This is a genomic window from Nostocoides australiense Ben110 (genome assembly GCF_001050535.1).
Taxonomy (GTDB): Bacteria; Actinomycetota; Actinomycetes; order Actinomycetales; family Dermatophilaceae; genus Nostocoides_A; species Nostocoides_A australiense.
In genome coordinates this window covers 1420728-1433145 of record NZ_HG764815.1, presented here as the reverse complement: position 1 = coordinate 1433145, position 12418 = coordinate 1420728, and the positions used below count along the sequence as shown (strand labels likewise).

Sequence of the window (12418 nt, the reverse complement as noted above, 5' to 3'; positions counted from 1 at the left end):
GGCGGCGGCGATCGCCAACTCCCCCCAGCCGTCGTCGCGGGCCACCGGCACGACGATGACGACGACGCTGCGGGTGTCGGCGCGCAGGCCGACGCGTTGCACCTTCAGGGCCGCCTCCTTCGCCGACCAGACGAGGTTGGCGGCGGCGTCCCAGCCGTCGCTGCCGGCCCGGGCGCGCTCGGCCGCGACATACTCCTGCTCGGGCGCCGTGAGGAAGTCGGCGACGAAGCCCTCCGAGCGCGTCTCGACGATCTCCAGGTCGATGCCGATGGTGCCGCTGGCGAGCGCCCCCTCCGGCCCCACCAGCGCGACCGCTTGGCCGGCCCGGTCGGTGAGGGACACCTCCAGCCCCGGGCGCCCGCCGTCCACCTCGACATAGGGCGCACCCCCGGGCGCGTTGAGCATGCCGATCCGGGCCAGGCCGGCCGGGTCGGTGGCCAGTCCGAGCGCGGCAGCGACCGCCCGCTTGCCCGCGCACCGGCGCAGGAGGTACTCGTTGCGGCGCTTGGTGAATCGCATGCGGGACAAGCGTTCTCGCTCGCGCGCCACCAGCCACTCCTCGCCGACGGGGATCGCATCTTCCCCACAGGCGAACCAGCGTAGGCCCGAGGTCATGGCACCACCCTGGCACCGATTCCCGGCCGTGGCGAGCGCGAGCACCCGGCGCCATGGGTGCCGCACGGGCGGCGTGGCGCGGGATGCCGGCTATGGAGGATGCTTGGTGCCATGACACCCTCGACGATGCGTGCCGTGGTCTATGACCAACCCCGCGAGTTCACGGTCAAGGAGGTGCCGCTGCGCGACCCGGAGCCGGGCGAGGTGCGGCTCAAAGTGGTCCAAGGCGGCGTATGCGGCACCGACCTGCACCTGCACGAGGGCGGGTTCATCACGAGCTATCCGCTGACCCCGGGCCACGAGAACGTCGGGACCGTCGAGGCGCTGGGTGACGGGGTGGACAGCTTCCGGGTGGGTGAACTGGTCGCCGTCAACCCCAACACGACCTGCGGCAAGTGCCCGGCCTGCCGATCCGGCGACCGCCTCTACTGCCCGAGCTTCGGGGGATGGGGCACGCTCAAGCCGGGCGGTTTCGCCGACTACCTCATCGTCCCCGAGGAGCAGGTGTTCTCGGCCGAGGGCCTCGATCCCGACGTCGCCGTCTTCGCCGAACCCGCCGCCTGCGCCGTCCACGGCATCGAGATCCTGCAACCCAGGCCGGGCACCACCGCCCTCGTCTTCGGGACCGGCCCGACCGGCCTGCTCCTGGCCCAACTCCTCGCCTCCTCCGGCGCCGCCCACGTCACCGTCGCCTCGATCGCCGAGCCGCAACTGCGGCGCGCCGAGGAACTCGGCCTGGACTCGGCATACCTCATGGTGCGCGGGCGCCTCGATGACGACATCGCCGAGCTGGCGAAACGCGGGGACGGCGGCTTCGACTACGTCATCGACGCGACCGGCGTCGCGCAAGTCCAGGAGCGCACCGTCGAACTCGCCCGCTCCGGTGGCACAGTGCTGCTTTACGGCGTCGCGCACGAGGACGATCGGATCGCGATCTCGCCGTATGAGGTGTTCCGCCGCGAGCTGACGATCCGCGGGTCCTTCGCCGAGATCGACACCGTGCCCGCCGCCCTGGCAGCGCTGCGCAGCGGCCGCATCCGCACCGACGGCCTGATCACCCACCGGTTCGGCCTGGACGACTACGGCGCGGCGATGGATGCGGTCCGTAGCGACGACAGCGCCCACAAGGTCGTCATGACGCCCTGACCGCCCGAGACACCGGCGAAGGCCCCGCCGGCACGCAGCCGGCGGGGCCTTCGGTGAACTTCGTGGGGTATTTCAGAGTCCGGAGACGCGGTCCGGCGGCGGGGTGATGCCGGGGTGCGTGCCGAGGTAGTCGACGAGGTTCTGCAGGTCTTCCTTGCCGCCGAGCAGGTTGGTGCCCGACATGAACCCGGTGAAGTTGTCACCGCCGTTGGCGAGGAAGTTCAGCGTGCCGACGCGGTAGGTCGCCGTCATGCTCATCGGCGCCCCGTTGAGGGTCATTGAGCCCGCGACGACCTTGCTGCCCTGCGGCCGGCTGTCGTCCCAGGTGTAGCTGAAACCCTCGGAGACACCGAGCGCGAGATACTGGCGGCCACGGGTCGGGTCGTACTGCTGCTCGAGGGTGTCCTTGATCTGCTGGCCCGTCATGTCCATCGTCACCAGCAGGTTGCCGAAGGGCGCGACGTTGTAGGCCTCGGTGTAGGTGATCTTACCCGGGTCCTCCCCATTGCTGATCTGGTTCACCAGGAAGGACGCGCGCACGCCGCCGACGTTCATCAACGCGATTTGGCTGTTGCCGCTCTGGGTGCCCCACAGGATGGAGTCGGCGATCAGGTCGGCCATCGGGGTCTCGATACCCCGGTTGCCGCTGGCGTCGCCGGTGACGTCCTGGGCGACCGTGCCGACCACAGTGGCGGCGATCGGACCGGCGAGGGTCTTCCACTTGTCGATCACCGCGGTTTCCGCCGGGTCCGGGGTGGTGGCCCGATCGACGAGGACGTTGTGGGAGACGAAGGAGTTGCGGTTGATGTCCCTCGACCGGGAGTCGATCGTGAAGTTGGTTTCGGTGACCATCTGGCCGTATGAGGCCGCGCTGGTGACCAGGCGCGGCCGCCCTTGCGGGTCGCGCTGCGTGCAGACGTAGGGCTGGTGGGTGTGACCGGAGACCACGACGTCGACGAGCGAAGAGAACCGGGGTGCCATCTCGGCGATGGGACCGTTGAAGCCGGTGCAGCCGTCGTAGTCCGACGTCGGCGGCTCCTGCGTGCCGCCCTGGTGGATCAGCACGACAATGGCCTTGACCCCCTGGCGGTTGAGGTAGCCGGCCTGCTGGTTGACCGAGGAAACCTCGTCCTTGAAGCGGACGGAGGCCACACCAGCGGGGTCGACCAGGGTCGGGGTCTCCTTCAGGGTCAGCCCGATGAAGCCGATCGGGACTCCCCCGATGCGTCGGATGGTCGTGCCCGGCAGCAACAGCTTGTTGGTGGCCTTCTTGACGACATTCGCCGCGAGATAGGGGTAGTCCGCCCCCTCGAAGGGCTGGTCGTCAAAGTAGCACCCGTCGACCGGATGGCAGCCGCCGCGCTGCATCCGCAGCAACTCGGCCGTGCCTTCGTCGAATTCGTGGTTGCCGACGCTCGTGACGTCCAGGCCGAGGGTGTTGAGGGACTCGACGCTCGGCTCGTCGTGGAACATGCCCGACAAGAACGTCGAGCCGCCGATGGTGTCACCGGCGGCGACGGTCAGCGAGTTGGCGTCGCCGACCTTGGCCCGCAGCTGGTCGAGCTTGGCCGAGAGATACTCGACACCGCCGCCGGCCGGGGTCTCGGCCGGGTCGCTGGCGAGCGGGCCGTCGGTGGCCTCGAGGTGGCCGTGGTAGTCGTTGAACGAGAGCAGCTGCACCGGGATCGCCCGGGCACCGTCTCCCGCAGCCGCCGTCGCGCCGGTGGTGCCGGCCATCGTCGCGGCGAGCGCCGCGACCGCACCGGTCGCGAGCAGCGTTGTGGACTTGCGCATGAAAAAACCTCCCTAAGGAGCGGCCGAACCTCCCGAGCCGCCGGGAGGCAACCTACCCGCGGACGTGGACGAGAACCACCCCCGGGTGGCTGTGAATCGTAAACACTCGGTGACTTTCAGTGGACGGTCTCGACGGCGCCGAGCTGGTCGAGCAGCCAGGCCCACTCCCACGCGACCTCGCGCCACGCGTCATACCGCCCGCTGCGCCCGCCGTGGCCCGCCGACATCTCCGTATGCAGCAGGATCGGCCGGGTGACCGGATCGTTGGTCGCGACCTCGCGCAGCCGGGCGATCCACTTGGCCGGCTCGGTCACGAGGACGCGGGTGTCGTGCAGGGACGTGGTGGCCAGGATCGCCGGGTATGCCGTGGCGCGCACGTTGTCGTAGGGCGCGTAGGCGGCCATCGTGTCGTATGCCGCGGGGTCGGCCAGCGGGTTACCCCACTCCTCCCACTCCCCCGCCGTCAACGGCAGGTCGGGGTCGAGCATGGAGGTGAGCGCGTCGACGAAGGGGACCGCGGCGTGGGCGGCGCGGAAGCTCTGCGGCGAGAGGTTGAGGGCCGCGCCGATGAGCAGCCCACCGGCCGAACCGCCTTCGCACGCAAGGCGATCGATGTGCACCCACCGGCCGCGCAGGTCGTCGGCGACCGCGACGAAGTCGGTGAAGGTGTTGGTCTTCGCCGCCAGTTTGCCGTCTTCGTACCACCCCCGCCCCAACTCGCCGCCACCGCGGACGTGCGCGACGGCATACACCACCCCGCGGTCGAGCAGACTGAGCCGGGCCACGGAGAAGTAGGGGTCGCTGGAGATCTCGTAGGCGCCGTAGCCGACGAGCAGCCCCGGAGCGAGGCCGACGGGCTCGAGACCCGCGCGCCGCACGATCGAGACCGGGATGCGCGCGCCGTCCACCGTCTGCACCCACTCGCGCGACTCCTCGTAGTCGGCCGGGTCGAAGTCGCCCAGCACGGGCTGGCGCTTCAGCAACGTGCGGCCGCCGTTCAGCGGCTGAACCGCGTAGGTGGCGCGGGGGTGGATGAAGCTCTCCTCGGTGATGACGAGTTCGGTGGTCGCCGGCTCGGGATTCTCGGCGAGGTGGACCGCGGTCAACTCGCCCGCGCCCGGCCAGGGCAGCGGCTCCCCGAAGCCGGACTCCGTGGCGGCGTCCCGGGGCAGCACGCGTAGCGTGGGCAGGCCCTCGGCCCGCAGCGTGAGCACCGCGAAGTCGTCGAAGGCGTCCACGCCGAGGAACCGCTCCCCCGGCCCCGACGTCGCGATCGGCAGCCACTCGCCTGGGTCGGCCAGGTCGGTCCACGCGAGGTCACCCTCGCGGTTGCGGATGTTGTGGACGATCAGGATCGTCTCGCCGGCGATCTCGATGCCGTATTCGACGCCGTCGACGCGTTCGCGCACCAGCCGCCAGTCGCCGAGCGGCTGGTCGGCCGGGAGGATCCAGGACTCGGTCGTCGTCTTGGTCGCCAGGTCGATGACGAGGTGGCTGTCGTCGCGGGACCCGCCGAGGCCGAGCCAGAAGCGCTCGTCGTCCTCCTGGTAGACCTTCACGTCCTGCTCGCGCGGGGTGCCCACCTCGTGCCGCCACACCTGGTAGGGCCGCCACGCGTCGTCGACGACGACATAGAAGAAGTAGCGGCCGGAGTTGTCGAACTCCCCGCCGTAGCCGGCGCCGGTGATCGCCTGGTCGAGGATCTCGCCGGTGGCGATATCGGTGATGGTGATGTCGAAGCGTTCGTCGCCCTCGAGGTCGATCCCCGCGGCCAGCCGCGCGTGATCGGGGCTGACGCTCAGCACGCCGAGGCTGAAGAACTCGTGTCCGGCCGCGGCGGCGTTCCCGTCGAGGAGGACCTGCTCGCCGTCGGGGATCTCGCCGGGTTCGAGTGCCGGCCGGGGCGCGCTCGGCCCGGGACGGGGGCAGCGCGCGTGCACGGCATACTGCTGGCCTTCGATGGTCCGCCCGTAGTACCACCACGGCCCGTCGCCGATCGGCACCGACAGGTCGGTCTCCTGCACACGCGACTTGATCTCCTGAAAAAGCTTCTCCCGCAACGGTTCCAGATGTGCCGTGCGCGCGTCCGCGTAGGAGTTCTCGGCCTCTAGGTAGGCGATCAGCTCGGGATCCTCCCGGTCCCGCATCCACGCGTAGGGATCGCTGGTCGTCTGCCCGTGATGGGTCCGCTCGAACGCCCGCCTGGGGGCCGTCGGCGGCTGTTCAGGGGTATGCGGAGTGGTCGCGTCGTCGTGCTCGCTCACCCGATCACCCTATGTCCAGCTCCCTGTGTCAGCTCACGCTGCGGGCACCGAGGAGGACCTTCAGGTCGCCCATCAGTGCCTCGTTGGCGTCGACCCGCCAGCGGTCGTCGAGCTTGATGAGCACCGAGCGGCCGGGCTGGACGAGCTTGAGGTGGACCTCGGTGGCGCCGGGGTAGGAGGCGAGCACCGACTTCAGTTGTTCGATCTGCGGCGTGGTCGCGCGCGTGGTCTCCATCGAGATCACGACCGGGCCGCGCGGCCCGTCGGTGATCTCGGGCAACTGGAAGTCGACCGCCGACAACTGCACCCCGTCCTCACGCCGGCGCACTCGCGCCTTGACCGAGCAGACGGCATCCATGGCGAGCAGATGCTGGCAGGCGAGATAGGTCTTGGTGAAGAACATGATCTCGACCGCGCCGCCGAGGTCCTCGACGGTCACGGTGGCGTAGGGGTCGCCCTTCTTGTTGCGCTTGACCGCCATCGACGTGATCAGGCCGGCGACGACGACCTGGGCGCCGTCCTCGTGGCCCGAATCCTCTTCCAGCAGAGCGGCGATGCCGGTGTCGCTGTGCCGGATGAGGACGTGCTCGATGCCGAAGAGGGGGTGGTCACTGACATACAGCCCGAGCATGTCGCGCTCGTGCCCGAGCTGGGTCCGCTTGTCCCACGCGATCTGCGGGATGGGCGGCAGCCCGGACAGGTCGGCGCTGAACTCCTCGTCGAGGCCGCCGAAGAGCGAGTCCTGCCCCATCGCCTCGGCCCGCTTGGCCTCGACGAAGGCGTCGACATAGTCCTCGTGGATCCGCAGCAGCCCACCCCGCGGGTGCCCGAGGTCGTCGAAGGCGCCGCCCTTGATCAGCGACTCGATGGTGCGCTTGTTGCACACCGACGCCGGCACCTTCTCGAGGAAGTCGCTGAAGGAGGTGAACTTCCCCTTCTCCTCCCGGGCGGCGACGATCGCGTCGACGACATTGCGCCCGACATTGCGGATCGCCTCCATACCGAAGCGGATATCCGAGCCGACCGCCGCGAAGGCGGCGCGCGACTCGTTGACCGACGGCGGCAGGACGGTGATCCCCATCCGGCGCGACTCGTTGAGATAGAGGGCCGACTTGTCCTTGTCGTCGCGGACGCTCGTCAGCAACGCCGCCATGTATTCGGCCGGATAGTTCGCCTTGAGATAGCCGGTCCAATAGGACACCAGGCCGTATGCCGCCGTGTGGGCCTTGTTGAAGGCGTAGTCCGAGAAGGGCACCAGGACATCCCACAGCGCCTTGACCGAGCCTTGCGAGAACCCCTGCGACCGCATACCGGCCGAGAAGGTGCCGAACTCGGCGTCGAGCACCTCTTTCTTCTTCTTGCCCATTGCTCGACGCAACAGATCTGCGCTGCCCAGCGTGTAACCGGCCAGTTTCTGCGCCAGCTCCATGACTTGCTCTTGATAGACACAAAGTCCGTACGTGGTGCCGAGGATGGGCTGGAGGGCCTCGATCATCTTGGGTTCGAGCTGCCCGTCCAGGCGGGGATCGAGCGGGACTTCCTTCTGTTTGCCGTTCTTGCGCAACGCGAAGTTGGTGTGGGCATCGACGCCCATGGGGCCGGGCCGGTAGAGCGCGAGCGCAGCGGAGATGTCCTCGAAGTTGTCGGGCTGCATCAGTTTCAGCAGCGTGCGCATGCCGCCGCCGTCGAGCTGGAAGACGCCGAGCGTGTCGCCGCGCGCCAGCAGCTGATAGGTCGCCGGGTCGTCGAGGGTCTCCGAGAGCCGGTCGAGGTCGATCTCCTCGCCGCGGTTGTCGCGGATGTTGTCGATCGCGTCGTCGAGGATCGTCAGGTTGCGCAGGCCCAGGAAGTCCATCTTGACCAGCCCGAGTTGCTCACAGCTGGGATAGTCGAACTGGGTGATGATCTGCCCGTCCTGCTCCCGTTTCATGATCGGGATCAGGTCGGTCAGCGGCTCGCTCGACATGATCACGCCGGCCGCGTGCACGCCGGCCTGCCGCTTCAGGCCCTCCAGACCGATTGCGGTGTCGACGATCTCGCGCACCGGCTCCTCGGCCTCGTGGATGCTGCGGAAATCCGCGCCGTCGCCGTAGCGGGGGTGCTCGGCGTTGAAGATCTCCTTCAGTGGCACGCCCTTGCCCATGACGTCGGCGGGCATGGCCTTGGTCAGCCGGTCGCCCATCGCGAACGGGTGCCCGAGCACCCGGGCGGCGTCCTTGACCGCCTGCTTGGCCTTGATCGTGCCGTAGGTGACGATCTGGGCGACCCGGTCATCGCCGTACTTCTCGGTGACATATTTGATGACCTCGCCCCGGCGGCGCTCGTCGAAGTCGACGTCGAAGTCGGGCATCGACGGCCGCTCCGGGTTGAGGAAGCGCTCGAAGATCAGGCCGTGCTTGAGCGGGTCGAGGTCGGTGATCCGCATCGCATAGGCGCACATCGACCCGGCGCCCGAACCGCGGCCCGGGCCGACCCGGATGCCGTTGTCCTTGGCCCAGTTGATGAAGTCGGCGACGACGAGGAAATAGCCGGGATAACCCTTGCCGACGATGATGTCGATCTCGTATTGCGCCTGTTTGCGGGAGGCCTCCGGCACTCCCCCCGGATAGCGGGCCTGCAACCCGGTCTCGACCTCCTTGATGAACCACGAGGTCTCGTCCTCCCCTGGGGGACAAGGGAATCGCGGCATGTACTGGCCTTCCTTCTCGACGAAGGAGACCTCGCACATCTCGGCGATCTTGAGGGTGTTGTCGCACGCCTCGGGCAGCTCGCGGAACAGCTGGCGCATCTCGGCGGCGCTGCGCAGATAGAAATTGTCGGCGTCGAACTTGAACCGGCCCGGATCCATCAGCGTCGACGCCGACTGCACGCACAACAAGGCCGCGTGCGCCTTGGCGTCATCGGCCTTGGTGTAGTGCAGATCGTTGGTCGCCAGCAGCGGCAAGCCCATCTCCTTGGCCAGCCGCAGCAGTTCGGCCTGCGTCTGGCGTTCGATGGGTATGCCGTGGTCCATCACCTCGGCGTAGAAGTGCTCCGTGCCGAAGATGTCGCGCAGCTCGCCGGCCGCTTGCTTGGCCTCCTCGTAGAGGCCGAAGCGCAGCTTGGTCTGGATCTCACCGCCGACGCAGCCCGTCGTGCCGATCAGGCCGGTCGAGTATTGCGCGAGGAGCTCGCGGTCCATGCGCGGCTTGTAGTACTGCCCCTCGAGCGAGGCCAGCGAGCTCATGCGGAACAGGTTGTGCATGCCCTCGGTCGTGCGCGACAGCAGCGTCATGTGCGTGTAGGCGCCATTGCCGCCGACGTCGTCGCGGCCGCCGTCGCCCCACTTCACCCGCTCCTTGACCCCGCGCGGGGTGCCGGGCGTGATGTAGGCCTCGACCCCGATGATCGGCTTGATGTCGTATTTGCGCGCCTTGGACCAGAACTCGTAGGCGCCGTAGATGTAGCCGTGGTCGGTCGTCGCGATCGCCGGCATCCCCTGGTCGGCCGCCGTCTTGAGCAGCTCGTCGATGCGCGCCGCACCGTCGAGCATGGAGTACTCGGTGTGCACGTGCAGGTGGACGAAGTTGTCCCGGGAAGCTGAGGCGGAGGCTGGCGTCGACATCGGATCTGCAGTCTAAGTCGCCCCTCCGACAGCCCTCGGCGTGGCCGAGCCCGTGTCGCCCTCCCATCCCTCCCGGGACCGGCCTGGGTGTGCTAGTTCACACCCGCAGGGGAAGCTGGTGGCGCCCGGCCGGCACTAGCCTGGATCGGAAGGCTGGCGCGCCGGGTGCCCCGAGACTCTCGGGCCACCGGAACCGGCGCGTCCGGTCCGTCTCTCCCACCGGGCCGTTGCCTTCGCCGATGCGAGTCGACGGGAGAGGTGGCATGGCGCGGGCCGGGTCCACGTGGCTGGGCGGCCGGTCCGGCGCGCCGTGGGGCGACCCCCAACCCATTCGCGCCGAGATCTTCTCGGCCGAGCGGTTCGAGGACCACGCCCGCTCCCTGGCCGACAGCCATACGATCGCCAAGCACGCCGAGCGGGTCGTGCCCCTCCTGACCCGGCTCCGGGCGGACATGGCCGCGCTGACCAAGTCCTACGAAGCCATCGCCGACGACGTCCAACAGGGACGGGAGATCACGCCTGCGGCCGAATGGCTCCTCGACAACTTCCACGCCGTCGAGACCCACGTGCGCCAGATCCGTCTCGACCTCTCCCCCGACTACTTCGGGGAACTGCCCAAACTCGGGCCCGGTTTCCTCTCTGGCCACCCGCGCATCTTCGCCCTGATGTGGGGTTTCGTCGCCCACACCGACAGCCTCATCGAACCCGATCTGCTCTCGCGCTATGTGCGCGCCTACGAAACCCGCAAGGCCCTGACCCTCGGCGAGTTGTGGGCGGTCGCCATCACCTTGCGCCTGCTGCTGGTGGAGAACCTGCGCCGGGTCGCCGACCTCGTCGTCACCGCCGGGCGCGACCGCGCGGCCGCGGACACGGCCGCCGACCGGCTGCTCGGACTCGACTCGGCCAACGGGCTCACCCCGGACCTCCTCCCCCCGCAGCGGCTCGCGAGCCGGGCCTTCACCGCCCGCCTGCTGCAACGCCTCCGAGGCCTCGAGAACACCGAGGTCCGCGAGTGGCTGCAGTCGCGGGTCGACACCGGCCAGGGCGAGGCGCTGATGGTCGCCGAGGCGCACAGCCAGTCGGCCGCGGTCGTCACCGTGCGCAATATCTTCACCAGCCTGCGGCTGATCACCGACATGAACTGGGAGGACTGGCTCGAATCGGTCAGCCTCATCGAGGAGGAACTGCGCACCCACGAGGGCTACCTCGCCCTCGACTTCCCGACCCGCAACCTCAACCGTTCGGCCATCGAGGATCTGGCCCGCCGCTCCGGCCAGGAGGAGATCGACGTCGCCCGGGCCGCGCTGCAGCGCGCCCGCTTCGCACCCCCCGGCCCGGGCCGTGACGTCGGCTTCTGGCTCTTCGACCGGGGCCGCGCCGAGTTCCAGAAGGCGATCGACTACCGCCCGACCCTGCGCCGCCGTCTGGTGGACCTGGTACGCCGCCTGGGCCTGCCGGGCTATCTCACGGCGGGGGGGGGGGGCCCCCCCCCCCGCCGTGCTGCTCGCCTTCGCCGCGCTGGTCACCACATTCGTCCTGCCCGGCCGCACCTGGCCGTCCTGGCCGCTGACCGCGCTCCTGGCAGCGGTCACCGCCCTCGCGGTGAGCGACTTCGCCGTCACCGTCGTCAACTACTGGACCTCCCGGCTGGTCTCCGCCCGGCCCCTGCCCAGCCTCGCGCTGCGCGACGGGGTGCCGGAGGAGTTGCGGACCCTCGTCGTCATCCCGGCCATGCTGTCCTCGGCCGCGGAGGTCGACGAGTTGGCCGGGCAGCTGGAGGTCCACCACCTCGCCAACCCGGACGGGGAGCTCTACTACGGGCTCGTCGTCGACTGGCTGGATGCCCCCGAACCTATGGTCGAGGGCGACCAGGAGCTGCTGGATCGGGCGCGCCGGCGCATCGGCGCCCTGAACGCCGAACACGGCGACCGTTTCCTGCTCTTCCACCGCCCGCGCCGCTTCAACCCGGCCGAAGGCGTCTGGATGGGCTGGGAACGCAAACGCGGCAAACTCGACGAACTCAATGCGCTGCTGCGCGGTCGGGACAGCGGCCTGACGGTCGCCGAGGGCCGGCTGCCTGGCCCGTTCCGCTATGTCATCAGCCTCGACAGCGACACCCGGCTGCCGCGGGAGGCGGCCCGCCGGCTCATCGGCAAACTCGCCCACCCGCTCAACCAGGCCCACCTGCATCCCTCGGGCCGGTTCGTCTCCCGCGGCTACGGCATACTGCAGCCCCGCATCACCCCGGCCCTGCCGATGGCCGAGGACAGTTCGCTGCTGCAGCGCATCTACTCCACCCGCCGCGGCGCCGACCGGTACGCCTTCGCCGTCTCCGACGCCTACCAGGACCTCTTCGGGCAGGGCTCGTTCACCGGCAAGGGGATCTACGACATCGACATCGTCGATCGCCTGATCACCCACCGCATCCCCGAGAACCGCGTCCTGAGCCATGACCTGCTCGAAGGCAGCTATGCGCGCTCGGGCCTGGTGACGGACATCGAGGTGGTGGAGGAGCACCCCACGGCGTATGCCGTGATGGCCTCACGGATCCACCGCTGGACCCGCGGCGACTGGCAGCTGCTCGGCTGGATCTTCGGCCGGCGCGGCGTCGACGCCCTCGGCCGGTGGAAGATGGCCGACAACCTGCGCCGCTCGCTCGTGCCGATCGCCCAGGTCGCGATGCTGGTGCTCGCGCTGCTCCTCTTCCCGGCGGCTGTCGCCGCCGTGTGGCTGGCCCTCCTGATGGCCCTGCACATCTCCCCGCATGTCGTCCTGACGCTGCCGCGGTTCCTGTTGCGGCGCAAGGGAGTCACGGCCCGCAGCCAGCTTTCGGGCGCCCTAGGCGAGGCCGGCGAAGGCGTCCTGCTCGGCGGGATGAACCTCGTCCTGCTCGGCCATCAGGCCTGGCTGTCGATCGACGCCATCGCCCGCACCCTGACCCGGCTCCTCGTCACCCACCGCCACCTGCTCGAATGGACGACGGCGGCCGCCGCCG

The 12418-nt window shown here is 69.4% G+C and carries 6 protein-coding genes and 1 pseudogene; 2 read left to right on the top strand and 5 right to left on the bottom strand.

Annotation, left to right across the window (positions count from 1 at the left end; all coding sequences use genetic code 11):
- On the bottom strand, positions 1-615 hold a 615-nt coding region (locus BN11_RS06875), incomplete at its 3' end, for a 4'-phosphopantetheinyl transferase family protein (protein ID WP_048696120.1).
- 111 nt (positions 616-726) lie between these two features.
- Between BN11_RS06875 and BN11_RS06870 the strand changes: the two genes are divergently transcribed.
- Positions 727-1761 (top strand): zinc-dependent alcohol dehydrogenase family protein, encoded by a 1035-nt coding sequence (locus tag BN11_RS06870; protein ID WP_201329237.1) that lies wholly within the window; start codon positions 727-729, stop codon positions 1759-1761.
- 72 nt (positions 1762-1833) lie between these two features.
- Here BN11_RS06870 and BN11_RS06865 read toward each other — a convergent pair whose 3' ends face one another.
- The 4 genes from BN11_RS06865 to BN11_RS23515 form a co-directional block, all read right to left on the bottom strand.
- On the bottom strand, positions 1834-3555 hold the full coding sequence (locus BN11_RS06865; protein ID WP_048696118.1) for a bifunctional metallophosphatase/5'-nucleotidase: 1722 nt from the start codon (positions 3553-3555) through the stop codon (positions 1834-1836).
- Positions 3556-3671: 116 nt separating this feature from the next.
- Positions 3672-5819 carry a S9 family peptidase gene (locus tag BN11_RS06860; RefSeq protein WP_048696114.1) on the bottom strand — a complete coding sequence of 716 codons (2148 nt, stop codon included), beginning with the start codon at positions 5817-5819 and terminating at the stop codon, positions 3672-3674.
- A 28-nt stretch (positions 5820-5847) separates the two neighbouring features.
- On the bottom strand, positions 5848-9423 hold the full coding sequence (gene dnaE / locus BN11_RS06855) for a DNA polymerase III subunit alpha (RefSeq protein ID WP_048696112.1): 3576 nt from the start codon (positions 9421-9423) through the stop codon (positions 5848-5850).
- A 92-nt stretch (positions 9424-9515) separates the two neighbouring features.
- Positions 9516-10949, bottom strand: a complete 1434-nt coding sequence (locus BN11_RS23515; RefSeq protein WP_162213178.1) for a hypothetical protein — start codon at positions 10947-10949, stop codon at positions 9516-9518.
- On the opposite strand from BN11_RS23515, the pseudogene BN11_RS06845 reads away from it, so the two are divergent.
- Positions 10921-12418 (top strand): annotated as a pseudogene (locus tag BN11_RS06845) (protein ndvB); the annotation flags it as partial. The gene BN11_RS23515 and the pseudogene BN11_RS06845 sit on opposite strands and share 29 nt — an antisense overlap.

Excerpts from the sequence above, each read along its gene's own strand:
- dnaE (WP_048696112.1), bottom strand. The coding sequence starts at position 9,423 with ATGTCGACGCCAGCCTCCGCCTCAGCTTCCCGGGACAACTTCGTCCAC.
- BN11_RS06865 (WP_048696118.1), bottom strand. The coding sequence starts at position 3,555 with ATGCGCAAGTCCACAACGCTGCTCGCGACCGGTGCGGTCGCGGCGCTC.
- BN11_RS06870 (WP_201329237.1), top strand. The coding sequence starts at position 727 with ATGACACCCTCGACGATGCGTGCCGTGGTCTATGACCAACCCCGCGAG.